The following is a 23,900-nucleotide window of genomic DNA, read 5'->3' as shown; positions in this document are numbered from 1 at the left end:
TGACATGACCCTGAAAAAAGCTTTCGCTGCCGCAGTGCTATACGCCGCCGGGGCAACAATCGCAAATCCTGTCTTGGCCGAAGCCCCCAATATAGCCACCCTGACTGAAATGCGCGGTGGCGATATGAAAAAACTTGCGTTTTCGGCTGAACCGGTTGCGCGCATCGACACTCCTTTTCAGGATGAAGATGGCACAACAGTTACGTTTGAAGATTTCGAAGGCAAATATCTTCTGGTAAATTTCTGGGCCACATGGTGTGCCCCCTGCCGCCATGAAATGCCAACCCTCGACGCATTGCAGGACGCCTATGGCGGTGATGATTTTCAGGTGGTGACAATCGCGACCGGTCACAATCCGCTACCTGCCATTCACAGTTTCTTTGAAGAAGCCGGCGTCACCAACATTGAAATTTACCGCGATCCAAAGCAGAAGCTGGCGCGCGAGATGACAGTATTCGGCCTGCCAATGACAATGATCCTTAACCCGCAAGGGCAGGAAATAGCCCGCCTGCGTGGTGATGCGGATTGGTTCAGCCCGGAAGCCCAAGAGATTGTTAAGGCCTTGATCACTTCAAACACAAAGTAGTCCGGCGCGCGGCACATTTTTATTTGCTATCGCTCCATTGGAACCTCTCCTGTCGCTGTGGTCGTCCGGTTGAGGTATTCTGCAATCTGCTCCAGATGCTTCTGAACCAGAGGTTTGTTAAGGTACTGCTTCACCACCGAGAATTGGGAGGCCCGTGCCGCATCTCTGGGGTCCAGAGATGTTGTGAGCATAACGACCAGCATCCGCGTGAAGCTGTCGCCCAACTCCTCTGTCGCAGCGGCGAGAAACTCGAACCCGTCCATACGGGGCATGTTGATATCCAGCAAAATGGCATCAACCAATGCCCGATCTTTCTGCCGCAGATGCACCAGAGCTTCCTCGGCAGACAGAAACTGTAGCACCTGCCCCACCAAACCCGACCTTTTAATAATCCTGCGGTAGATCATCTGGTCTACTTTATTGTCATCCACCACCATAAGGTTTCGTATGGCCGGATTGTGATCCTTCGAAATAAAACGGTGTTTCTCATACGTCATAACCCTCTCCTTAAATCTTTGTTTGCTATAGCAATTCCTTCTATTCCGCTGCCGAATCCAATCTTTCCACGCCTAGGTCTGGGACTGCGGCAGTTCGACAGTAAAGCAGGAACCGGCCCCCAGATCCGACTCCACAGTGATACGCCCGCCGTGGTTCATCACAATCCGCCGGCACAGGGCGAGCCCCAGACCGTTGCCTGCAATCTGTTCAGACCGGTGCAAACGGGTGAAAATTGTAAAAATCTTTTCGAAATCTTCGCGGCCTATCCCGACCCCTTGATCAGCGACCTTCAGGATCACACGATTGTCTTCGGTCGTTTCTCCGCTAAGGGTAATCCGGTTCCCAGATCCCGAGCGGGAGAATTTGGCTGCGTTGGTTAACAAATTGGAAAGAAGCAGCCGCATCTGCTCTTTGTGGGCAATCAATTGCGGCAAAGGTTGCAAATCCACCACCACATTGGCGGCACGAAGCTGTTCATCCAGCTCTTCTAGTATTCCTTCTGCAAGGGATTGCAGCGAAACCGGCACAAATTCGACCACTTCACCGATAATGCTCGTATAGCGGAGCAATTCTTCGATGAAGATTTGCATTCTTTTGATTGACTCTCCTGCCAGTGCCACAAGGTGCTGGCCGTCCTGTGAGAGGTTTTCGCCTTCCGCTTCCTGCAATTCGCCGAGCAGCATCCCGACGGTGTTAACCGGCGATTTCAAATCGTGGCTAACAGCATAAGCAAAGTCGCGCAGTTCGCTGTTTGCCGCGTCCAGTTCCCGTCCGGTTTCGTGGCGCCGCCGCACCGCTGTGATTTCGTTGTGCACCCCGAACATGCGAATGGCCTTGCCTTCATCATTCCGTATGGCGCGACCCCGACAACGCACCCAGATCGTCGACCCGTCGCTATGCCTGTAGCGCACCAGTTGATCATACGGATGCGTAGGATCCGCGCAGTGAAGTTCGAAATTAACCAATGCGATTTTCAGGTCATCCTGATTGACTATATCCTGCCATTCGGCGGGATTATGGGATTTGGTTGCCGGATCAATTCCGAAAAGCCGCCAGAATTCGGGGCTCATCCACTCCTGGTCCGGTCGCTCCAGATCCCAGTACCAGACGCCATCCAGAGACGCCTGTTGCACGAAGCTCCACATTTCTGGATTCGTGCTCATCTGGTGATCAAGTTCGGTTTTTAAATAGTGTTCCGCCATTCTTTCCTGCAATTTACCCGCCCAAACACATTGTTGGGTCGCTTGCATTCAGAATGCCGGTAGACTTCTTAAAAAAGCGTTTCCAAACTTGCGGAACGCCTTTGGTCTGTAAAAGTTTAAGAACTTTCCAGGGTCGTTTAGCGCGCCAGTTTCTTTACGGCTTCGTGCCTGTGGCAGGTTATGAGATGATCATTGATCAGCCCTGTTGCCTCCATCCAGGCATACACAATCGTTGGTCCACAAAATTTGAAGCCAAGTTTTTTCAAATCTTTCGAAATCTTCAGGGAAAGATAGGATGAAGGCGGCACTTCTGCCATCGTCTCAAACCGGTTAACCAGCGGGCGCCCGTCCACATAATCCCACATCATGGGAGCGAACCCCTTCCCTTCTTCAAGCTCCAACCAGGCTTGCGCGCCGGTAATGGCGGCCTCGATCTTGCCCCGGTGCCGGATAATCCCGGCGTCGCCAAGCAGCCGCTGGACATCCGCCTCTCCGAAACTGGCAACCTTTTCGGGATCGAAACCGGCAAAAGCTGCACGAAATGCTTCCCGTTTTTTGAGAATCGTCAACCAGCTCAGCCCCGCCTGAAAACCGTCTAGCACCAGTTTTTCCCACAAGGCGCGGCTGTCATATTCGGGAACACCCCATTCTTCATCATGATAATTTACGTAAATTGGTAAAGAACCACACCAGTCACATCGGGTTTCAGACATAATTGCGCATAACTTTCAGATGCTTGTGAAATTATAAAGAAGTTAACACAATTTAGAACAAAATGTGAACCTTAACTTCATATTAGAATTTTGCCCGCAAGTTCGGTTCCAGGCTTTACTGAAATCGGAGGTTTGCCGCGTGACACATTTATACGGGCCAGATTTGAACGAGCCCCACCGGAAGGGCGCGGCACGTGATGCCCGCTCCGCGCTCGGCGCGACGATCGAAATGGTGCGGGCTGCTATTAAAGGCAGGAATGTGATGCTGGCATACCAGCCCATCGTGCACAGCAAAAATCCGACGCGCCCTGCCTACTACGAAGGTCTTATTCGCGTGTTGGACGCCAAGCGCAGGATCATCCCCGCCAGCGACTTTATCGGCGCGATTGAAACCATGGAAACCGGCCGCATTTTGGACTGCCTGTCGCTGGAGCTTGGCCTTCAGGCTCTGGCAGAAGAGCCGAGCCTGCGGCTGGCGATTAACATGTCTGCCCGCTCCATCGGGTATCCGCGCTGGATGGAAACCCTGAACCGCGGGCTCGCGCTGGATAAAACTGTTGCCGAGCGGCTCATTCTCGAAGTGACAGAAAGTTCGGCCATGCTCATGCCCGACATTGTAAACGTGTTTATGGGTGATCTGCACAGGCGCGGCATTTCCTTTGCCCTCGACGATTTTGGCGCAGGCTTCACAGCGTTCCGTTTTTTCCGCGATTTCCAGTTTGATATCGTCAAAATCGACGGCCAGTTCATCCGCGACATTCATAAAGATGCTGACAATCAGGTACTGACAGCAGCCCTGATCGCCATCGCCCACCAATTTGACATGTTCACTGTCGCAGAATGTGTGGAGAAGAAAGAGGAACTTGCCTACTTGCAGGAAGCTGGCATTGATTGCCTGCAAGGCTATTTGCTGGGGCGGCCCGAAACCGTTCCGGTTTGGAAAGAAGACGAAACCTCTATCGAGGGCTATCTTTAATCCGGTCAGTGCCCCGAAAGAACACTGGCCAGGGCACAATTCAAGGTCAGACGACAATTCTGTATTTCTGTTTTTTGCTCACTTATGCCGCGACGCCAGAGTCGTAATGCGACATGATTCCCCTTGCGTGAACGATTTCCGGTTTCTACCAATTGGTTAACACATCTGGGATGAAACCCTGTATAATTAGGAATGAAACCGGCTGCGCACTTTGTTGCCGAGCGTTTTACAAGAGGAAAAACAATGACCAACGTAGTAATTGCATCTGCCGCTCGTACGGCTGTCGGCTCTTTTCTGGGGAGCTTTGCGAATACCCCCGCACACGATCTTGGCGCGACTGTCATCAAAGCGGTACTGGACCGGGCTGGCGTCGATGCCGCTGATGTATCCGAAACCATACTCGGGCAGGTTCTGACAGCAGGTCAGGGTCAGAATCCCGCCCGTCAGGCCCATATTAACGCCGGTCTGCCGCAGGAATCGGCTGCGTGGGGTATCAATCAGGTGTGCGGTTCCGGATTGCGCGCCGTGGCTCTCGCAGCACAACATATCCAGCTTGGCGATGCAGGGATCGTGGTTGCCGGCGGTCAGGAAAGCATGTCCCTGTCGCCCCATGTTGCGAACCTGCGGGCCGGCCAGAAAATGGGCGATATGAAATTTATCGACTCCATGATCAAGGATGGTTTGTGGGACGCGTTCAACGGGTATCACATGGGGAACACTGCCGAGAATGTTGCGAATCAATGGCAGATCAGCCGTGACATGCAGGACGAATTTGCCGTTGCTTCGCAAAACAAGGCGGAAGCCGCGCAAAAAGCTGGCAAGTTCGAAGATGAGATTACCCCGTTTGTGGTCAAAACGCGTAAAGGGGAAACCACCGTTGACTCTGATGAATACATCCGCCACGGCGCCACTATGGACGCCATGCAAAAGCTGCGCCCCGCCTTTGATCGGGACGGGACCGTTACAGCAGCCAACGCATCCGGCCTGAATGACGGCGCGGCAGCAACCCTGTTAATGTCTGCTGATGAAGCCGAACGGCGCGGTATCGAGCCACTGGCGCGCATCGTATCTTACGCAACTGCAGGGCTTGATCCGGCGATCATGGGCGTGGGGCCGGTCTATGCCTCCCGCAAGGCGCTCGACAAGGCAGGGTGGAGCGTATCCGATCTGGATCTGGTGGAAGCCAACGAAGCTTTCGCAGCACAAGCCTGCGCTGTGAACAAGGATATGGGGTGGGATCCAGCAATCGTTAATGTGAATGGCGGCGCAATTGCAATCGGGCACCCAATTGGCGCTTCGGGGTGCCGCGTGTTGAATACACTGCTGTTCGAAATGAAACGACGCGATGCAAAGCGGGGTCTCGCCACCCTGTGTATCGGCGGCGGTATGGGCGTTGCCATGTGCGTAGAGCGTTCATAAACCAACGGCCCTGCCCAACGGCGGGGCCTTAATACATGTCAGGGAGAGAAAAATAATGGCAAGAGTTGCATTGGTCACAGGGGGGTCGCGCGGCATTGGCGCGGCCATTGCAAAACACCTTAAAGCGGAAGGATACTCCGTCGCGGCAAGTTACGCCGGCAATGAAGAGGCAGCCGCCGCCTTCACAGAAGAAACCGGTATTCCTACCTACAAGTGGTCTGTTGCAGATTACGATGAGTGCGTCGAGGGTATTGCAAAAGTCGAAGCGGATTTGGGACCCGTCGACATTCTGGTGAATAATGCCGGCATCACGCGGGATGCCCCGTTCCACAAGATGACCCGTGAACAATGGAGCGAGGTCATGGACACAAACCTGTCCGGCGTTTTCAATATGACCCATCCGCTGTGGAACGGAATGCGCGAACGCAAATTCGGCCGTATCATTAACATCTCTTCCATCAACGGGCAAAAGGGCCAGTTTGCCCAAGCAAACTACTCTGCAGCCAAAGCAGGGGATATCGGCTTTACCAAAGCTCTCGCACAAGAAGGTGCGCGTGCCGGTATAACTGTAAATGTTATTTGTCCGGGTTATGTCGCCACCGATATGGTTATGGCTGTGCCGGAAAAGGTTCGTGACAGCATTATCGCCACGATTCCGGTAGGACGATTGGGCGAACCGGAGGACATCGCCCGTTGCGTGGCCTTCCTTGCCTCTGACGATGCAGGATTTGTGACAGGTTCCACCCTTACGGCCAACGGCGGCCAGTACATGACCTGATCTTCTTCCCTTTGACGGGACATTAAAAAAGGGCCGCTCTTGGAAGCGGCCCTTTTCATTTAACGCCTTATCAGGTCGACAGGCGGGTGATTTCTTCTTTTAGACGGAGTTTTTCTTTTTTGAGGCTCGCGATCTCCAGATCATCCGTTCCGGGTCGCCGTTGAAACGTTTCGACTCTTTGTGAGAGTTCTTCGTGTTTTCTTTTGAGTTCGGAAATATGGGAACTCATGCTCATGGTACACCTCCGTTTTGGTTTAGCCCCCCCATAGCAGCACAAGTTCTGCTGCCTGTCACCAAAATGTTTCAAGGGATTTGAATATAGCAAATGCTTGCTAATTGCCCGAACCCAATAAACCACCAAAGGTTGAGTCAAAATTACCAATGTTTCGGCTAGGATAGCTCACGCCATTCGCAGGCGGCTATACGGATGGACAGGAAAAAAGGGTGGCATTTTTTTTCTGCTATGCGCTGCAAAAACACCCGAATAACGCGAATCAACCCCGCTCGAAGCCCTTGCCGAGACGCAAAATGCCTTCTGCTTCGGGGCTATAATCGGGCTGGCCTTGCACGTGTTCATCACCTGAATGCACCACAAAAGGCGAAAGCAACCGCAACGGTCCGCGTGCGGCTTTGGTTGCACGCACCAATACACGTTTCGCCGGCTTATTTTTACGGGCAGTAACGGGCAGAATCGTAATATCACCTGCCCGCCCTGATAACCCCGCAAGGATTTCGCCAAGCTGTTCACTCAGGTGGACCATAGAAAAGACACCACCCGCCCTCAGCCGCCGGAGCCCCGCATCAATCCAGATGCCTGTGCTGTTGTCATTCACAAACGCCAGAGACTTACCGCCATCCTGCGGCTTGCTTACGCTGCCCTCGGGAAAGAACGGCGGGTTGGCCAGAACGTGATCAAAGCTCTGTTCCTTCAGATTAGCGGGCATTCTGGTCAGATCCCCCTCCACAACCTGAAGGGGAATCCCGTTGATCTCTACATTCTGCCGGGCCAGTGCGGCATAATCTGCCTGAAGCTCCAATCCCGTCTGCGACAGCCCTTCGATACGGGCACCGAGACACAGGCTCGCGACCCCAACGCCACAGCCGAGTTCAAGGACGCTTTCCCCGCTTTTCGCAGGAACCCAAGCAGCAAGAAAAACCGGATCTGTTGCTGCGCGGTACCCGTTCTGCGGCTGGCGAATCTGCAACCGCCCTCCCAAGAAACCGTCGACCGTCACATGAGGTTCAGGATCGGTCATATCCGGTCCGGCAATTCGATTTCATTATCCTGTAAGATAGCCCGCGCCCGAAAATAGTGTTCGTCCGCGACCATAACACGCCTTGGCATAACACCGATGGAGCCTTCTAATATGCTCATATGGACGTCGAGATCAAAGCACTCTATATCCTCGGCACGCAACAATGCGTGGGTAAAGGCCACAATGGTCGGGTCGTTCGTGCGCAACAATTCTTTCATGGCAATGGCATACGGCCTTTCGCTATGGGATGTCGAGCCAAAGGGAATGAATAAACGGTGAACAACGTAAGCCCCCTTAAACCACATGAACAACTCGCGGCTGTACTGGCCGATGATATGGCATTGGTGAATGATCAAATCCGCACCCGAATGGCTTCAAAACATGCGCCGCGCATTCCCGAGGTGACGGCCCATCTAGTCGAAGCCGGCGGCAAACGCTTGCGCCCGATGCTAACGCTCGCAGCCGCGCGTCTGTGTGGCTATGAGGGACCGTATCACATTCATCTGGCGGCTACGGTGGAGTTCATCCATACCGCAACCCTGCTGCATGATGATGTAGTGGACGAAAGCGCCAAACGGCGTGGCCGCCCCACAGCAAACCTGCTTTGGGACAACAAGTCTTCGGTTCTGGTCGGGGATTACCTGTTTTCCCGTTCGTTCCAATTGATGGTGGAAACCGGCAACCTGCGGGTTCTGGACATCCTTGCGAATGCTTCGGCGACCATCGCCGAAGGAGAGGTCTTACAACTGACCGCTGCAAGCAACCTCGCCACAGATGAGGCGGTTTACCTGCAAGTGGTGCGGGGCAAAACCGCCGCGCTGTTCTCTGCTGCGACGCAAGTGGGCGGCGTGATTGCCCAAGCCGATGAAACTGTAACGCAGGCGCTTTATGATTATGGCGACGCGCTTGGGATCAGCTTCCAGATCGTGGATGACCTGCTGGATTACGGCGGGGCAGCGGCCAGTCTGGGCAAAAACACGGGCGATGATTTCCGTGAACGCAAATTGACCCTTCCCGTGATCAAGGCAATTGCCAAAGCAGACGCGCAGGAGCGGGACTTCTGGAAGCGTACCATTGAAAAGGGCAATCAACGGGAGGGTGATCTGGAACACGCAATGGCACTTCTGGAAAAGCACAATGCGATGCATGACACCCGTCAGGACGCGCTAAGCTGGGCAGGCAAGGCCCGCTCAGCACTGGAAGCATTGCCCGATAGTGATCTGCGGAATCTGCTGATGGACCTGTCCGACTACGTCGTCAGCCGCGTCGTTTGAACCCACCAATCCGGATGCCGTGCTGACAGACGCTCAGCCGCGTCCTGTGCGGCATTGACGCTGTCATAAAGACCAAAGCAGGTCGCCCCCGATCCGGACATCCGGCACAGCGCTGGCGACGTTTGCTCAAGCGCGGCCAAAACGTCTGCAATCACAGGTGACTGGGCAATTGCCGGCGCTTCCAAATCGTTGCGCTGTTGTGCCAGCCAATTGATCCACCCCTTATCGGGTCCATCCGTAACCGGCGGGTTGTTTTTATCTTTCAGGGCTTTGAACACTACCGGAGTGGATACAGACACATCGGGGTTCACCAGTACAATTGCGTGTTCGCGATCCAGTTGCAGTGGTTCTATGACCTCTCCGATACCACGCATGCGCAATGGTTGTCCGGCCACGCAGATCGGAACATCTGCGCCCAGAGACAACTGTATTTCGGGATCAGGCAGCGGCAGGCCCCAAAGCTCGGAAAAACCCGCCAATGCGGCCGCTGCATCAGCCGACCCTCCGCCGATCCCCGAGGCAACCGGGAGTTTTTTTTCCAGATTGACCGCAGCCCCCTGCCCTGTCTTGCTCTTGAAACAACGGGCGGCTTGCAGGATCAGATTGTCCTCTGCCCCGCTCAACCCTCCCCCGAAGGGCCCTGAAATTGACAGGGAAACAGACTCGGCCGGAGCGAAGGTCAGGACATCACCGTAGTCGGCAAAAGCCACCACACTATCAAGCAGATGGTAACCGTCTTCCCGCTGTCCGGTCACATGCAGGCAAAGATTGATCTTCGCCCGCGCAACCCGTTCAATTACCATTGCCGGAAGCTGTCTTTGCGACTGTGCCTTCTTCTTCCAGAACCGCATCCAGCCCGATTTCCAGCTTGCGCCGGATGCGCACTGCGTCTTTTTCTTCGGGTTCAAGTGACAGGGCACGGCTCCACTGGAATTCCGCCTCGCGCTTGCGATTCACCTTCCAGTAAACATCGCCAAGATGGTCATTGATGATCGGGTCGTTAGAAACCAGTTCCACCGCCCGCTCCATCGGTCCGACGGCTTCTTCGTATTTGCCGACGCGATACAACACCCAGCCCAGACTGTCCGTGATGTAACCGTCATCCGGACGGGCCTTGACCGCCCGTTCAATCATGTCCTGCGCTTCGTCCAGCTTCAGGTTTGCCTCTACCAGCGAATAACCGAGATAGTTCAACACCAGCGGCTGATCGGGGCTGAGTTCCAAGGCACGGCGGAAGTCGGTCTCGGCCTGTTCCCACTGGCCTTCCCGTTCATAGCAGATGCCCCGCGCGTAAAACAGGAACCAGTGGTTCGGTGCCGGATCGGGGATCATTCCGACCGCGGTATCATAGGCTTGCGCCGCTGCAGCGTAATCTTCTTGCCCGCGCAGAACATCCCCGAGAGAGATATGCACCCGCGGCACATCGCCAAAGGTGCGGGTCATATTACGCAGCACCTCGATTGCGGCATCAGCCTTGCCCGCATCCACCAGTGCATCCGCACGGCCAAGCTCTGCATTCAGAAACATCGGATCGTCCTGCGCTACGCTGGCATAGGTTTTGGAAGCCAGTTCGAACTGGTCCTGATCCTGAAGAATCTCCGCAGTAAGCAGGATCGCTTCGGTGTAGCCCGGACGCAGGTATTCTGCCAGTCGGGCATAAACGAGCGCATAGCGTTCGTCCTGTTCCCGCTCCAGCACGCTGGCCAGTGTCAGAAACACCTCTGCCGCCCCCTGAGAAGCCTCGGTGATGAAATCGTAATTCACAATACCCTGTTCGGCGATCCGGTCGCGCAAATCAGAAACGCCCTGATCGGATGTGCCGCGCAGCGCCCCGTCCAGCAGGGCCAGTGCTTCGTCCTTTCGGTCAAGCTGCGTCATAATCTGGGCATGGGCAATCAGGCTGCCACGGTTCAGACGCAGGTTGCCGTCTTCATCTCCGGTCAGGATTTTATCAGCGGTTGCAAAATCCCCCACGGCCGCCAGCGCCAGCGCTTTATGGTACTGGCCGAACAACCGCATCGCGGGCGGGTTGCGCATACCGTCGAACCGCTTCACCGCAACTTTCATTTGCCCGTCGCCAAGTGCGACCCATCCCGAAAGCAGCCCCGTCAGAAGCGGGCTGAAAATTTCCGCGCTGTCATCCAGAATGGCTTCGGCCTCGGAGAAATCCCCTTCGCGGATGGATTGCGCCATAACCACCAGATCGGCAAGTTGACTCGCGAACTGGCCGGACTGGATCTTGCGTGCAATAGCGATAGAGCGCTGCACGTCCCCTTTCGCCACGTAGGATAGCAAGGCATTTTGCAACAGGTAGGGATTGCCCGGATCACGGGCGAGAGCCTCGGAATAAAACCGCGCGGCCTGTTCGTAGTTGTTGTCCCGATTCGCCTGATTACCGGCCAGATAGGCGCCGGCCAGTCCTTGGGCTTTCGGGGCTTGGGGCAAGGAAAGAGACACCCCGAGCGCTGCTACAAACCCGAATGCCATTGCAAGTTTTCTGCTTTTGCCTGCCACGTCTAATCCAACCTCTGCCTGATTTTCTCAAAACCTAGCCCCAGAGCCGCGGCTTGACAATGAAACTCCGGCGAAATCTCATCACATCTTCGCTTATTCCGGCGCAAATCGGGGCGGAAACGAAAAACCCCGGCACAGTGGCCGGGGTTTGACGTATCACATATTCGGGTAGTTCGGACCTTCGCCGCCTTGGGGCGTGACCCATTTGATATTCTGGCTCGGGTCTTTGATGTCGCAGGTCTTACAATGCACACAGTTCTGGGCATTGATCTGGAAGCGCGGGTTTGTCCCGTCATCGTCCCGCAGCACCTCGTACACACCGGCAGGGCAGTAGCGTTGCGCCGGTTCCGCATAAAGCGGCAGGTTCACGTCGATCGGAATGCTCGGGTCCAGCAGTTTCAGGTGACAGGGTTGCTCTTCAGCGTGGTTGGTGGCCGAAAAGCTGACATTGGTCAGGCGATCAAAGCTGATCTTGCCATCCGGCTTCGGATAGTCGATCGGCTTGTGCTTGTCGGCTTTCTCGGTTGCCTCGGCATCGGATTTACCGTGCTTCCATGTGCCGAACGGGTTGATGTTCATCAGGCTTGCGGCCCACATGTCGATCCCGCCCAGTGCCAGTGAAGCGACCAAACCATATTTAGACCACATCGGCTTGACGTTGCGCACTTTCTTCAGGTCACGGGCAATCGGACCTGTGCGCACATCGTTTTCATATTCGCTCAGTTCGTCGCTTTCGCGGCCTGCCTTGATCGCAGCGACCGCAGCTTCGGCAGCGGCCTTACCCGACAGCATCGCGTTGTGGTTGCCCTTGATGCGCGGCACGTTCACCATACCAGCGGAACAGCCGAGCAGCGCGCCACCCGGGAAGACCAGCTTGGGCAGGGACTGCCAGCCGCCTTCGGTGATCGCCCGTGCGCCATAGGCCACACGTTTGCCACCTTCCAACAACTGCTTGATTTCAGGGTGCTGCTTAAAGCGCTGGAATTCCATGTAGGGGAACAGATGCGGGTTCTTGTAGTTCAGGTGAACCACGAAACCGATAAAGATCTGGTTGTTCTCTGCGTGATACAGGAAAGAACCACCGCCCGCATTGCCACCGAGCGGCCAACCCATCGTGTGGGTTACAGTGCCTTCTTGGTGTTTCGCAGGATCAATCTCCCAGATTTCCTTCATGCCAAGACCGTATTTCTGGGGCTCGGAATCTTTGGCAAGGTCGAATTTCGCGATCAGTTCTTTGGACAAGGAACCGCGCACCCCTTCGGAGAACAGCACATATTTGCCGTGCAACTCCATACCCGGTTCATAGCTCGGGCCTTGTGTGCCATCAGGGTTCAGGCCGAATTCACCCGCAACCACACCTTTGACCTCGCCGTTTTCACCGTAAACGACCTGAGAACACGCCATACCGGGGAAAATTTCGACGCCCAGTTCTTCGGCCTGTTCCGCCATCCAGCGGCAGACGTTGCCCATGGATACGATGTAATTGCCATGGTTGTTCAGCAGCGGTGGCATCGGGAAGTTCGGGATACGCAGGCTTCCGGCTTCGCCAAGAACAAGAAAGTTGTCGGTTTTCACCGGCACGTTCAGCGGTGCACCCTTTTTCTTCCAGTCAGGGATCAGCGCATCCAGTCCGCAAGGATCCAGAACCGCGCCCGACAGGATATGTGCGCCCACTTCAGAGCCTTTTTCCAGAACAACCACGTCCAGATCAGGATCCAGTTGTTTGATACGGATCGCTGCGGACAGGCCAGCAGGCCCGGCCCCGACGATCACGACATCATATGGCATCGACTCGCGTTCAATCTCGGACATAGTTTGGTCTCCCGTTTTCGCGCCCTTAAGCAAAAAATATCTGCGCCCTTCTAAAGACATTGCAGCGCATGAGCAATATTGAAAGCTTTACCACACGTTCAAAGCAATAAAACGTCGCAGCGGATCGGCTGCGATCGGCTTTTGCCTGAAAAACTGGCGTCTTATGAGGGTAATGGCCCCTTGCAGTGCAAGGCTTCCAATTCTAAGGTCTGTTTTCGGAAAAGTTGAGTGGACAGGCCAAATGGAAAAAATCCCGATGACACCCCGCGGTTACAATGCCGCACAAGTGGAACTGAAACAGCTCAAGTCTGTGGAACGGCCCGCCGTCATCAAGGCAATTGCCGAAGCACGCGAGCATGGCGATCTGTCGGAGAACGCGGAATACCACGCGGCCCGCGAACAGCAGAGCCATATCGAGGGCCGGATCAAGGAACTAGAGGGCCTGATCGGCCTTGCGGATGTCATTGACGTCTCCAAACTTTCGGGCACCATCAAGTTTGGCGCGACTGTAGAACTGTTCGACGAAGACACCGAACAGGAAAAAACCTACCAGATCGTCGGCGAAAGCGAAGCGGACATCGACAATAACCTGCTCAACATAAAGTCCCCGATTGCGCGGGCCTTGATCGGTAAAGAGGAAGGTGACAGTGTTGAGGTGCGCACCCCGGGTGGTACCAAGAACTACGAAGTGGTGAGCGTGAAGTTCATTTAGGTCACAAAGGCCAGCGCCATGTCCAGAAACAATACCCCGACCGCCCCTGCTTCGCCTGAAAACAGCGGCGCGGAAACACGGATCGCGCTTGCCCTGACCATGTTCTGGTTGCTGGCCAGTGCGCTTTATGTGTTCGGCGTGCCCGGCGCGCTGACACAAATCACCACCAATATCCTGACGCTGATGATCGCTTTCATCGCAATGTTCTTTCCGGTGATCGTGATCTGGACCGTGGCCTATGTGTCCAACGCCCTGCGCGGAATGCGGGCGGAAACCAACGTGCTGCGTTCTTCTATGGACCAGATCAGAACTGTTCTGGCCGACCGTCCCGCCGAGGACGAGAGCCGCAACGTCAAGATGCAGGAGCAATTGAACGAGATTGCCGCCCTTACACAGCAAACCGACAAACGGCTGAACGAACTGGCGACGAGCGCCCTGATCTCTCCACCTGAACCGGTCGGTCCCCGCACCGACGCGGCAGCATTGGCGGAAAAGCAGCATGAAGATGACGATTTCAGTCAAACTTCGCTGCCGCTGCAAACACCTTCCGGCCCCGAGCGGATGCCAATCACCGTGTCGGAATTCATCAAGGCCCTGAACTTTCCGGATAATGCCGAAGACAAGGAAGGCTTCCGCGTGTTGCGCCGCGCCTTTGAGGAACGGGAACTCGGGAAACTGCTTCAGGCGTCACAGGACGTGTTGACGCTGCTGTCTCAGGACGGCATCTATATGGATGACCTGACACCTGACAAACCGCTACCTGCGGTCTGGCGCCGCTTTGCCAGCGGCCAGCGCGGGCTGACCGTTTCCGCCCTTGGGGGTATTCGGGACCGTTCTGCCCTGACCCTTGCAAAAACGCGGCTGAAGAACGATCCAGTGTTCCGCGATGCAGCGCATCACTTCCTGCGCAAGTTCGACCAGATCCTGATCGAATTCGAACAGACCGCCGAAGATCACGAACTGCTGGAAATGTCCCAGACCCGCACCGCCCGCGCGTTCATGCTGCTGGGTCGTGTTGCAGGGTCTTTCGACTAGACCAGCATCTGTTGTCAGAGCCCGAACGCCCCGTAGGGATAGAAGGTCACCGGATCGCCTTGCGCAATATCCTGCGGCCCATCACCTAGCTCCACCAGCCCTTCGGCCCAGCTTAACCCTGAGATACGGCCCGACCCTTCGGAGTGATACACCTCGGCCCGCCCGTCGCGAATCCGTGCCCGCAGATACTCGCGCCGTCCGGCTTTCTTCGACTTGGCGAATGCAGCCGGAATAGGAAACCCCTGTGGTGAAAGCCATCCGGCCCCCGCCAGCACCCCGAGCGCAGGGCGCGCAAACACCAGCGTACAGACCAGCGCGGCAACGGGATTTCCGGGCAGGCCAAAAACCGGCACCCCATCCCAAAGCGCCAGCGCCAGCGGACGGCCCGGCTTCATCGCGATACGCCAGTTCTGCAACCTCCCCTGCGCCTTTAGAACCGCCGAAACATGGTCTTCATCCCCTGCCGATGCGCCGCCACTGGTGATAATCGCATCCGCCTGCGCAGCGCCCAGATCGAAAGCCGCGCGGACCGTTTCAGGGTCATCCCGCACATGGCCAAGGTCTACCGGATCATACCCCCAACACTGTAACAGATGCAGCAGCATCGGACGGTTAGCGTCATAAATCTGCGCGTCCCTTGCAGGGCCGGCGACAATGTCCAGAACCTCATCCCCTGTGGACAGAACCGCGACCCGAAGGCGGCGGCGCACCGGAATCTCTGCCACGCCGACCGATGCCAGAAGCGCCAGGTCTTGCGGTAAAAGACAGCGTCCGGCCTTTAGAACAGCCGCACCTTCGGCCACGTCCTCTCCGGCCTTGCGGGTGTTTGCGCCGCGCCGCAGACCGCTGCGAAAAGCAATGCGGTCCGATTCAATGCTGCAATCCTCCTCCAGAACTACCGTATCCACACCTTCCGGCAACCGCGCGCCTGTCAGGATGCGCACGACTTGCCCGGCAGGCAGGACGCCGTCAAACGGCGCCCCCGCCGCAGCGCGTCCCTGTGAGAGCGGCATCGTACAAATCTCGCCTTCGGGAAGTCCGGCATGGGCCAGTCCGTAGCCGTCTACAGCTGAATTGGCATAGGGCGGACTGGAACGGTTCGCGTTAACATCCTCTGCCAGCATACGCCCGCCTGCTTGGGCTAATGGGACGGTTTCTACCTTTGTCACAGCGTGGAGCCGGTCCCGCAACTGCGCCAGCGCTGTGTCAACCGGCGTCCAGTCCACACCGGGAGGCATGGCGAAACAATCGTCTTTCAATGGCGGAGGCTGCATCACAAACCCACCTTTCCAAGGATAAAATCGGCAATCCCGTCTGTGTCATCCAGATCAAGCAGCGGACAGGCCACATCCGGTTTCGCATCACTTGCCACAGCCACGATTGTCGGGTCATTCGGCGCCAGTAGCGACTTTCCGGTCTCGTTCCGGTGACATTCCAGTTTGGCATGGTCTACGGTCTTGAAACCTTCCACCAGAACCAAATCAACGGGAGAGAGTTTTGTCAGTAATTCTCGCAATGGCGGTTCAGGAGCGTCCCGCAGCTCGTGCATCAGGGCCCAGCGGGTTCCCGAACATAGCAACACTTCCTGCGCTCCGGATTCGCGGTGGCGAAAACTGTCACGCCCCTCTTGATCGACATCGAAATTGTGATGCGCATGTTTCACCGTCGAAATCACCAGCCCCCGCGCGGTGAAATTGGCGACGAGCCGTTCAACCAGACTGGTCTTGCCGGTATTTTTCCAGCCGGTGATGCCGAACACTTTCACAGATCGAACTCCGCTATCATTGCTTCGGCCTTTTTCAAATCTTCTGGTGTGTTCACATTGAAGAAGGGGTCATAGGGTGTCGCGGCGAACTCCACCGGTGCACAGCCGCGCGGTTCGGTCCATTGCACCACCTTGCGCACACCGCCTTGCAAGGCGCTACGCAGGTCTTCCCGCGCGTCTACCCACCAAAGCCCGAATGTCGGATGCCGCGCCATGCCCCGTTCAGGATCAGGTGTAACAGCCATTGCCAGATCGCTGCCCGCTTGTTGAAGACGTGCAACCAGATCGCGCGGGAAAAAAGGCGTGTCTGCCGCCACAGTTACGATATGGCTGGCGCCCTGTCCGGCTGCCCAGTCCATCCCGGCGAGCACACCGGCAAGTGGTCCCGCATACCCCGTCACACTGTCCGCCTGCACCGGCAGGCCCAAGCCTTCAAAACGGTCGGGATCACCGTTGGCATTCAAAATCACCGTGTTGAGCTGGCGCTGCAACCGCACACGCACACGGCCAAGCAGAGACACGCCATTCAGCGTGATCAATCCCTTGTCGCCGCCGCCCATGCGGGTCGCCTGACCGCCGGCCAATATAACCCCGACCGGCTCATTCATGGTCAGACCTCCGTTTGCCTTTGTCGTCTGTCACATGATCAGGATCGGCATCCCAGATCATCCGGTCCGCCCCGCTGAGGCACATGAAACGTTTACCGCGCATCCGCCCGATCAGCGTCAAGCCAACCTGCTGTGCAATTTCCACACCCCAAGCAGTAAAGCCGGACCGGGACACCAGAACAGGGATTCCCATCAACGCGCATTTGATAACCATTTCCGATGTCAGTCGCCCTGTCGTGTACATGATCTTGTCGCCGCCATCGACCTGTTCGGACAGCATCCAACCGGCGATCTTGTCCACAGCATTATGCCGCCCCACGTCTTCCATATATACCAGCGGGCGGTCTTTCTGACACAAAACCGTCCCGTGAATCGCCCCTGCCGCAAGATACAGGCTCGGCGTCTGGTTAATCTTACGCGCCAATGTGTAAAGCCAGCTTGTCCGCAGTTCCGCCTTTGGCAGTTCTACCTGATCAAGCCCTTCCATCATGTCACCGAAAACGGTGCCAACCGCGCAACCGCTGGTGCGGGTCTTCTTTTTCAGTTTCTCTTCGTAGATCGTGCTTCCATCGGTGCGCACAACCACGGTTTCCAGTTCATCGTCGTAGTCAACGCCAAGCACAGTCTCCCCCGCTGCAAGCATCCCCTGATTGCGCAGAAATCCGAGCGCGAGATAAGCCGGATGGTCACCAATGGTCATTGCCGTAACAATTTCCTGTCCGTTCAGGAAAATCGTCAGCGGGCGTTCTTCTACCACTGGTATCTCCTGCATCGCCCCCCTATGGTCACGGCCAGAGACCACGCGCGTCAACCCATCACCCGTATTGTTGGGCGGGATCACATAATTTGAACTGTTTTCAATCATCTAGCATTTGCCACTTGGAAGAAACTCACATACTCGTTGCACAGTAACATCATGACTTCAGAACAAACCATATCCAAATCCGCCTTCTGGGAAGGCTATCGCGACTGCGCCCCGTTTATTTTGGTTGCAGCGCCCTTCGGGCTTATGTTCGGAGTGGCCGCAACCGAACTTGGCCTGTCCCTGATCCAGACAATGACGATGACCGTTCTGGTGATCGCAGGGGCTGCGCAGTTTACCGCTTTGATCCTGATAGAAGAACACGCGCCGACCCTGATCATTCTGGCCACCGCACTGGCGGTGAACCTGCGTATGGCGATGTATTCTGCCGCTCTTGTCCCCTATCTGGGCAAGGCAAGGGGAAGGACGAAACTATTGCTGGCCTATTTCAACGTGGACCAGACCTTCGGCGTGGCCAGCGTCCGGCTTCCTCTTGAAACGCAATGGACTGTTGCGCAACGCTCTGCCTATTTCATCGGTGGTGGCCTTGCGATTACACCCTTCTGGATTTTATCCACTTATCTGGGCGCTGCTTTCGGGGCAGCGATTCCGCCGGAATTTTCGCTCGATTTTGCGATGCCGATCTGTTTCATCGCCATTATCGCCCCTGCCTTGCGCACCCTGCCCCATGTGCTGGCGGCTGTGACATCGGTGGTTGCGGCACTGGCCCTTAGCTGGATACCCTTTTCCCTTGGTCTATTGATCGCCGCGGCCATCGCGATGGTAGTGGGCGCGCAAGCCGAACTCTGGCTGGAGCGGCGCAAGTCATGACCCTTGATCAAACACAAATCTGGATCGTGATCGCGGGTATGGCCTTTGGCACCTTCTTTATCCGCTGGTCGTTTCTCGGACTGCTCGGGGACCGCGAACTGCCCCAGTGGGCACTACGCCACCTGCGCTATACCGCCGTTGCCATCCTGCCCGGACTGATCGCACCGCTGATCCTGTGGCCCTCCGGCACCGGAGGAGAACCTGACCCTGCACGGTTGCTGGCGGCTTTGATGGCCTTTGCCATGGGCATGTGGCGCAAATCCGCGCTCTGGGCAATCTTCAGCGGATTGATCACCCTTTACGCGGTGCAGTACCTGCTGGGCTAAAGCGGTAAGGCCGTGGTTTTGAACACGGTACGCAGGGCAAAACTGGACTGCAACTGCGCCACACCGGGAAGCCGCGCCAGATGCTGGCGGTGTATACGTGCATAGTCATCCGTGTCCGCTGCAACCACCTTCAGCAGATAATCTGCCGTACCCGCCATCAAATGACACTCCAGCACATCGGGCACGCGCGCGACCTCGCGCTCGAACGCGGCAAGTGTCTCGTCCGACTGGCCTTGCAGGGAAATTTCTACAAAGACCGTCGTCCGCCGTCCGACAGCCCGTGGATCAAGCATGGCAACATAGTTGCGGATCACGCCTTCGGATTCCAGCCGCTGCACCCGCCTGTGGCAGGCAGAGGCCGAAAGGTTAATCTTGTCTGCCAGCTCGGAATTGGACATCCGGCCGCTCTTTTGCAGGGCCGTCAGGATTCGACGGTCTATTTCGTCAAGTTTCACAGAGTTCGAAGCTTTCTTGATTTTAGGGACGCTAGGCGGAATATTATTCGAAAAATTGCAATTTGAACACAACAGATTGAATCGCATGTGTTGCAAGAAATGCTTAACAATTGGGCAAATCAGCACCGCACAGAGGAGGATCACCATGCTTATCGGTTGCCCCAAAGAAATCAAAAACCAGGAATATCGTGTGGGGGTCACACCCTCTGCCGCCCTCGAAGCTATTTCGCACGGCCATTCTGTTATCGTCGAAACCAACGCCGGACTCGGCGCCGGTTTTCCGGACGAAGCCTATATCGAAGTCGGCGCGGAAATCGTGGGTACCGCCGCAGAAATCTTCTCCCGCGCAGAAATGGTCGTGAAAGTCAAAGAACCCCAGCCGGTTGAGCGCAAACAATTACGCGAAGGCCAGATTCTCTATACCTACCTGCACCTCGCTCCCGACCCAGCGCAAACGAAAGATCTGCTCGACAGTGGAGTGACCGCTATCGCTTATGAAACCGTGACCGACAATCGGGGCGGATTGCCCCTTCTGGCCCCTATGTCAGAAGTCGCAGGTCGTCTGGCGCCACAGACAGGGTCTTGGGCGTTGCAAAAAGCCAATGGCGGCAGCGGCGTTCTGCTGGGCGGCGTGCCCGGTGTGCGCCCCGCGAATGTTGCGATTATAGGGGGCGGCGTTGTGGGCACGGCTGCGGCCCGCGTAGCCGTGGGAATGGGCGCGAATGTCACTGTGCTTGACCGTTCGGTTCCACGTCTGTCCTATCTGGATGACGTATTCATGGGCCGCCTGACAACACAATATTCCGACCAGGGCGCTATGGCTGAACTGCTGCCGCGCATGGATATGGTGATCGGCGCGGTGCTTATTCCCGGCGCCGCCGCACCAAAACTGATCAGCCGCGAACAGCTTGGCCTGATGAAACCGGGTTCGGTTCTGGTGGATGTGGCGATTGATCAGGGCGGGTGCTTTGAAACCTCTAAGGCGACCACCCACGACGAGCCGATTTATGAAGTGGACGGGATCGTGCATTACTGCGTGGCCAACATGCCCGGTGCTGTAGCACGGACTTCGACCATTGCGCTTGGAAACGCCACTGTGCCCCATATGCTGGCACTGGCTGACAAGGGCTGGCGTCAAGCCTGCGAGGACGACGAGAACCTGATGAACGGGCTGAACACCCATGCAGGCAAACTGACCTATTATGCCGTTGGCAAGGCTTTGGGGATTGATGTGATCTCTCCGAAAGTGGCCATAAAATCATAAACCTGCCCAATAAAAAACCCGCCACACCGGCGGGTTTTTCCGTTTTACGGTCTGGCTAAGGTTACTTGGCCGCCAGAGAATCGCGGATTTCCAGCAAGACCTCCAGTTCGGACGGTCCCGCAGGTGCGGCTTCTTCCGCTGGCATCTCGTCCTTCTTCGCGGCAGCTTCCTTCACTTTATTCACAGTGCGCACAAGCTGAAACACGACGAAGGCGATGATCAGGAAATTGATTACGGCCATCATAAAGGAACCGTAAGCAAAGACGGCCGCTCCGGCCTCGCGCGCTTCGGCGAGACTTTCATATGTGCCGTCACCACTCAGAACGATAAACTGGTTGGTAAAGTCGACACCGCCGGTGAACAACCCGATAAAAGGGTTGATCAAATCGTCCACCATGGACTTTACGATAGCGGTGAAAGCCGCCCCGATAATAATCCCGACAGCCATATCCATGACATTGCCGCGGGCAATAAAGTTTCTGAATTCTTTTAACATACCGTCCCCGTTTGTTTTTTTCGGTGATACCCCAACGCAGGGACACTATCTTCCAAAACCATAAGAAAAGACAAGTATTTCTATCAACAAAAAGCCCGAACACTGGTCCGGGCCTTTCAGAGTACTTTGAAGATGTCGCCGGTTAACCCCGCAGGACACCGCCGGTAGCCTTGCTGACTTTCTCGATAATCTTGGCAGAAACCGCCTCAATATCCTTGTCGGTCAGAGTCGCGTCCTTTGGTTGCAGGCGCACTGTAATCGCAACGGATTTTTTGCCTTCTCCCATTTGTGCCTCTGCCTTTGCACCGCTGAACAAATCGAACACGGAAGCATCGGAAATCAACGCCTTATCCGCACCTTTGGCAGCATTCAGCAGCGTCAGAACCTCTACTTTCTCATCCACAACGAAAGCAAAGTCCCGATCAACGGCCTGCAAATCCGAGAAGCTCAGCGCTGTGCGGGTGGTTCCCTTCTTTTTCGGAAACGGCGGTTTGGCGATATGAACGGCGAAAGCTACCGCCGGACCTTTTACACCCATCGCGTTCAGCACTTTGGGGTGAATTTCTCCGAAACCCGCCAGCACATTTTTCGGGCCAAGTGACAGTTTTCCAGAACGGCCCGGATGCCACCAGTTGTTCGCGCCCCGCAGCACCATCAACTTGTCAGGCGCACTGATAGCAGACAGCACAGCTTCGGCATCGGCCTTGGCATCATATGTATCTACGGCACGGCGGGCACCGAAAGGATCACGCGGGCCGGTGTGCCCAACGAGCAAACCTGTCGCCAGCACTTCCTGCTCTTCCGGCTCACCGCCGTGGAACACAGGTCCGACTTCAAACAAAGCCATATCTGCGATGCCGCGGGCCTGATTACGGGCCGCCGCCGCCAGCAGGCCGGGCAGCAAAGAGGGGCGCATATGGCTGAGATCCGCGCTGATCGGGTTGCCCAGCATCACCGCGTCAGATCCGCCGCCAAACAGCTCGGCACTGGCCTTGTCGATGAAGGAATAGGTCACGCATTCATTATAGCCAAGCGCTGCAACAGTGCGACGCGCCAGTGCTTCGCGCTTTTGCATCGGTGTCAGGATCGGTTTTTGCACCCCGACGGCACGCCGCATCGGTTTCGGCTCCAGTTTGGTCAGAGACGCAATCCGTGCCACTTCCTCCACCAGATCCGCAGAGCCGAGCACATCGGGACGCCATGTTGGCGGCGTCACCTGATCGCCGTTAACCTCAAAGCCGAGCGCCTGCAATGTGGACACCTGGGTTTCAGCAGGAATTTCCATCCCGACCAGAGACTGCACGCGATCCGTGTCGAGCTTGTACTGGCGGGACACATCAGGCACCGCACCTGCAACGATAACGTCAGAGGCTTCCCCGCCGCAGTGGTCGAGGATCATTTTAACCGCATGATCCAGCCCGTCTGGTGTGAAGGCAGGATCAACACCCCGCTCGAACCGGTAACGCGCATCGGAATTGATCTTCAGCTTGCGACCGGCGATGGCGATTTCCGTCGGTGTCCAATAGGCGCTTTCCACAAAGACATTGACCGTATCCTCGGTGCAGCCAGTCTCCGCGCCCCCCATGATACCGGCGATGCTTTCCGGCCCGTTATCATCGGAGATCACCATCATTCCGGCGCTCAGGCTGTATTCCTTGTCATCAAGGGCGGTGATCTTCTCACCGCCAGAAGCGCGGTGCACCCGCAGGTTGCCTGCAACCTTATCCGCATCAAACACGTGCAGCGGCCGGTTATGGTCCATGGTGAAAAAGTTGGTCACATCCACCAGCATGGAAATCGGGCGCAGCCCCACAGCTTTCAGAAGGGATTGCAGCCATGCCGGAGACGGGCCGTTTTTGACACCTTTGATCAGGCGGCCATAAAACACCGGACAGCCCGACAGTGTGTCATCGTCAATGGACACAGACACAGGGCTGGCAAAGCTGCCGTTGATTTCCGGTGTCGGAACCGGCTTGAGCGTGCCGAGCCCCCGCGCCGCCAGATCCCGCGCAATGCCCCGCACACCCAGCGCATCGGGACGGTTAGGAGTAATCGCAATTTCAATTACCGGATCGATTTTTTCCGGCTGGTTCTCCGCCAGCCAGTCAACGAATTTAGAACCGACAGCGGGCTCCCCTGACAGTTCAATGATCCCGTCATGCTCCTCGGACAGCTCCAGCTCCCGCTCGGAGGCCATCATCCCGAAGCTTTCCACGCCACGAATCTTGCCAACGCCAATGGTGGTATCGATCCCCGGCACATACATGCCCGGCTTACACAGAACCACGCGGATACCCGCCCGCGCATTTGGCGCACCACAGATGATCTGTTGCACACCATCGTCGGTTTCCACCTGACAGACCCGCAGCTTGTCCGCGTCCGGATGCTTCTCCGCCTCTTTCACGTAAGCGACGGTAAAATCCTTCAGCTTGTCCAGCGGGTTTACGACATCTTCCACTTCCAATCCCAAATCGGTCAGCGCGTAAAGGATGTCATCCAAAGATGCATCTGTGTCCAAGTGATGCTTTAGCCAAGACAGTGTGAATTTCATCGGTTCGTGTCCATTAACTCGTGTACC

At 56.2% G+C, this 23,900-nt stretch carries 26 protein-coding genes; 10 read left to right on the top strand and 16 right to left on the bottom strand.

What is annotated here, in order from left to right:
- Positions 1–4 precede the first annotated feature (4 nt).
- On the top strand, positions 5–586 hold the full coding sequence (locus tag C0U40_RS03015) for a TlpA disulfide reductase family protein (protein ID WP_101654253.1): 582 nt from the start codon (positions 5–7) through the stop codon (positions 584–586).
- A 26-nt stretch (positions 587–612) separates the two neighbouring features.
- Here the strand turns inward: C0U40_RS03015 and C0U40_RS03010 are convergent, their stop codons facing one another.
- The 3 genes from C0U40_RS03010 to C0U40_RS03000 all read right to left on the bottom strand — a co-directional run bounded on the left by C0U40_RS03010 (position 613) and on the right by C0U40_RS03000 (position 2,999).
- Positions 613–1,083 (bottom strand): response regulator, encoded by a 471-nt coding sequence (locus tag C0U40_RS03010; protein WP_286134746.1) that lies wholly within the window; start codon positions 1,081–1,083, stop codon positions 613–615.
- Between the two features lie 72 nt (positions 1,084–1,155).
- Complete coding sequence (locus C0U40_RS03005) at positions 1,156–2,247, bottom strand: PAS domain-containing sensor histidine kinase (RefSeq protein ID WP_180957600.1); 1,092 nt, start codon at positions 2,245–2,247, stop codon at positions 1,156–1,158.
- 176 nt (positions 2,248–2,423) lie between these two features.
- Positions 2,424–2,999 carry a DNA-3-methyladenine glycosylase I gene (locus tag C0U40_RS03000; RefSeq protein ID WP_101654251.1) on the bottom strand — a complete coding sequence of 192 codons (576 nt, stop codon included), beginning with the start codon at positions 2,997–2,999 and terminating at the stop codon, positions 2,424–2,426.
- A 139-nt stretch (positions 3,000–3,138) separates the two neighbouring features.
- On the opposite strand from C0U40_RS03000, the gene C0U40_RS02995 reads away from it, so the two are divergent.
- From C0U40_RS02995 to C0U40_RS02985, 3 genes are all read left to right on the top strand, one after another.
- A complete protein-coding gene (locus C0U40_RS02995) occupies positions 3,139–3,975 on the top strand; it encodes an EAL domain-containing protein (RefSeq protein WP_435673777.1) in 837 nt (278 codons plus the stop codon).
- Positions 3,976–4,218: 243 nt separating this feature from the next.
- Positions 4,219–5,394 carry an acetyl-CoA C-acetyltransferase gene (locus tag C0U40_RS02990; RefSeq protein WP_069298765.1) on the top strand — a complete coding sequence of 392 codons (1,176 nt, stop codon included), beginning with the start codon at positions 4,219–4,221 and terminating at the stop codon, positions 5,392–5,394.
- 55 nt (positions 5,395–5,449) lie between these two features.
- Entirely contained in the window at positions 5,450–6,172 is a 723-nt protein-coding gene (locus C0U40_RS02985; RefSeq protein WP_101654250.1) for a beta-ketoacyl-ACP reductase, read from the top strand.
- Between the two features lie 70 nt (positions 6,173–6,242).
- Here the strand turns inward: C0U40_RS02985 and C0U40_RS02980 are convergent, their stop codons facing one another.
- The 3 genes from C0U40_RS02980 to C0U40_RS02970 all read right to left on the bottom strand — a co-directional run bounded on the left by C0U40_RS02980 (position 6,243) and on the right by C0U40_RS02970 (position 7,646).
- The gene (locus C0U40_RS02980) at positions 6,243–6,407 is read right to left on the bottom strand and encodes a YdcH family protein (RefSeq protein WP_101654249.1); all 165 of its coding nucleotides are present in this window, start codon (positions 6,405–6,407) and stop codon (positions 6,243–6,245) included.
- Positions 6,408–6,666: 259 nt separating this feature from the next.
- Positions 6,667–7,428 carry a tRNA1(Val) (adenine(37)-N6)-methyltransferase gene (locus C0U40_RS02975; RefSeq protein ID WP_101654248.1) on the bottom strand — a complete coding sequence of 254 codons (762 nt, stop codon included), beginning with the start codon at positions 7,426–7,428 and terminating at the stop codon, positions 6,667–6,669.
- Positions 7,425–7,646 carry a DUF2007 domain-containing protein gene (locus tag C0U40_RS02970; protein WP_101654247.1) on the bottom strand — a complete coding sequence of 74 codons (222 nt, stop codon included), beginning with the start codon at positions 7,644–7,646 and terminating at the stop codon, positions 7,425–7,427. Before C0U40_RS02970 ends, C0U40_RS02975 begins: the two co-directional genes overlap by 4 nt.
- Before the next feature lie 117 nt (positions 7,647–7,763).
- Between C0U40_RS02970 and C0U40_RS02965 the strand changes: the two genes are divergently transcribed.
- Positions 7,764–8,702, top strand: a complete 939-nt coding sequence (locus C0U40_RS02965; protein WP_101654790.1) for a polyprenyl synthetase family protein — start codon at positions 7,764–7,766, stop codon at positions 8,700–8,702.
- Here the strand turns inward: C0U40_RS02965 and C0U40_RS02960 are convergent.
- The 3 genes from C0U40_RS02960 to C0U40_RS02950 all read right to left on the bottom strand — a co-directional run bounded on the left by C0U40_RS02960 (position 8,678) and on the right by C0U40_RS02950 (position 13,028).
- Positions 8,678–9,505, bottom strand: a complete 828-nt coding sequence (locus C0U40_RS02960; RefSeq protein WP_101654246.1) for a 4-(cytidine 5'-diphospho)-2-C-methyl-D-erythritol kinase — start codon at positions 9,503–9,505, stop codon at positions 8,678–8,680. The genes C0U40_RS02965 and C0U40_RS02960 overlap by 25 nt on opposite strands.
- A complete protein-coding gene (locus C0U40_RS02955; RefSeq protein ID WP_101654245.1) occupies positions 9,495–11,189 on the bottom strand; it encodes a tetratricopeptide repeat protein in 1,695 nt (564 codons plus the stop codon). Before C0U40_RS02955 ends, C0U40_RS02960 begins: the two co-directional genes overlap by 11 nt.
- Before the next feature lie 183 nt (positions 11,190–11,372).
- Complete coding sequence (locus C0U40_RS02950) at positions 11,373–13,028, bottom strand: electron transfer flavoprotein-ubiquinone oxidoreductase (RefSeq protein ID WP_101654244.1); 1,656 nt, start codon at positions 13,026–13,028, stop codon at positions 11,373–11,375.
- Between the two features lie 241 nt (positions 13,029–13,269).
- On the opposite strand from C0U40_RS02950, the gene greA reads away from it, so the two are divergent.
- Together greA and C0U40_RS02940 are read left to right on the top strand one after the other, a co-directional pair.
- On the top strand, positions 13,270–13,740 hold the full coding sequence (gene greA, locus C0U40_RS02945; RefSeq protein ID WP_069298756.1) for a transcription elongation factor GreA: 471 nt from the start codon (positions 13,270–13,272) through the stop codon (positions 13,738–13,740).
- Between the two features lie 18 nt (positions 13,741–13,758).
- Positions 13,759–14,775: a hypothetical protein gene (locus C0U40_RS02940; RefSeq protein WP_101654243.1), complete on the top strand. Its 1,017-nt coding sequence runs from the start codon at positions 13,759–13,761 to the stop codon at positions 14,773–14,775.
- Between the two features lie 14 nt (positions 14,776–14,789).
- On the opposite strand, the gene C0U40_RS02935 is transcribed toward C0U40_RS02940, so the two are convergent.
- Genes C0U40_RS02935 through C0U40_RS02920 form a run of 4 tightly spaced genes read right to left on the bottom strand, consistent with a single transcriptional unit; the run spans position 14,790 to position 18,013 of the window.
- Positions 14,790–16,049: a molybdopterin-binding protein gene (locus tag C0U40_RS02935; RefSeq protein WP_101654242.1), complete on the bottom strand. Its 1,260-nt coding sequence runs from the start codon at positions 16,047–16,049 to the stop codon at positions 14,790–14,792.
- Positions 16,049–16,540, bottom strand: coding sequence for a molybdopterin-guanine dinucleotide biosynthesis protein B (mobB, locus tag C0U40_RS02930; protein WP_101654241.1), 492 nt, complete (start codon positions 16,538–16,540; stop codon positions 16,049–16,051). The genes C0U40_RS02935 and mobB overlap by 1 nt, the downstream gene beginning before the upstream one ends.
- Entirely contained in the window at positions 16,537–17,148 is a 612-nt protein-coding gene (mobA, locus tag C0U40_RS02925; RefSeq protein WP_101654240.1) for a molybdenum cofactor guanylyltransferase MobA, read from the bottom strand. The genes mobB and mobA overlap by 4 nt, the downstream gene beginning before the upstream one ends.
- Positions 17,141–18,013 carry a formate dehydrogenase accessory sulfurtransferase FdhD gene (locus C0U40_RS02920; RefSeq protein WP_101654239.1) on the bottom strand — a complete coding sequence of 291 codons (873 nt, stop codon included), beginning with the start codon at positions 18,011–18,013 and terminating at the stop codon, positions 17,141–17,143. Before C0U40_RS02920 ends, mobA begins: the two co-directional genes overlap by 8 nt.
- Before the next feature lie 51 nt (positions 18,014–18,064).
- Here C0U40_RS02920 and C0U40_RS02915 point away from each other — a divergent pair, with 51 nt between their 5' ends.
- Both C0U40_RS02915 and C0U40_RS02910 read left to right on the top strand, forming a co-directional pair.
- Positions 18,065–18,781 carry an AzlC family ABC transporter permease gene (locus C0U40_RS02915; RefSeq protein ID WP_101654238.1) on the top strand — a complete coding sequence of 239 codons (717 nt, stop codon included), beginning with the start codon at positions 18,065–18,067 and terminating at the stop codon, positions 18,779–18,781.
- Entirely contained in the window at positions 18,778–19,107 is a 330-nt protein-coding gene (locus C0U40_RS02910) for an AzlD domain-containing protein (RefSeq protein ID WP_101654237.1), read from the top strand. Before C0U40_RS02915 ends, C0U40_RS02910 begins: the two co-directional genes overlap by 4 nt.
- On the opposite strand, the gene C0U40_RS02905 is transcribed toward C0U40_RS02910, so the two are convergent.
- The gene (locus C0U40_RS02905) at positions 19,104–19,562 is read right to left on the bottom strand and encodes an Lrp/AsnC family transcriptional regulator (RefSeq protein ID WP_101654236.1); all 459 of its coding nucleotides are present in this window, start codon (positions 19,560–19,562) and stop codon (positions 19,104–19,106) included. The two genes, C0U40_RS02910 and C0U40_RS02905, sit on opposite strands and share 4 nt — an antisense overlap.
- Before the next feature lie 145 nt (positions 19,563–19,707).
- On the opposite strand from C0U40_RS02905, the gene ald reads away from it, so the two are divergent.
- Entirely contained in the window at positions 19,708–20,826 is a 1,119-nt protein-coding gene (gene ald, locus C0U40_RS02900; protein WP_101654235.1) for an alanine dehydrogenase, read from the top strand.
- Between the two features lie 61 nt (positions 20,827–20,887).
- Here the strand turns inward: ald and mscL are convergent, their stop codons facing one another.
- Together mscL and pheT are read right to left on the bottom strand one after the other, a co-directional pair.
- Entirely contained in the window at positions 20,888–21,322 is a 435-nt protein-coding gene (gene mscL, locus C0U40_RS02895) for a large conductance mechanosensitive channel protein MscL (protein WP_101654234.1), read from the bottom strand.
- A gap of 142 nt (positions 21,323–21,464) precedes the next feature.
- Complete coding sequence (gene pheT / locus C0U40_RS02890; protein ID WP_101654233.1) at positions 21,465–23,873, bottom strand: phenylalanine--tRNA ligase subunit beta; 2,409 nt, start codon at positions 23,871–23,873, stop codon at positions 21,465–21,467.
- Positions 23,874–23,900: the final 27 nt, after the last annotated feature.

Source organism: Neptunicoccus cionae, from assembly GCF_002860325.1.
Taxonomy (GTDB): Bacteria; Pseudomonadota; Alphaproteobacteria; order Rhodobacterales; family Rhodobacteraceae; genus Amylibacter; species Amylibacter lutimaris.
Note: the sequence above shows the minus strand (reverse complement) of the source record. Positions and strands in the feature narration are given on the sequence as shown.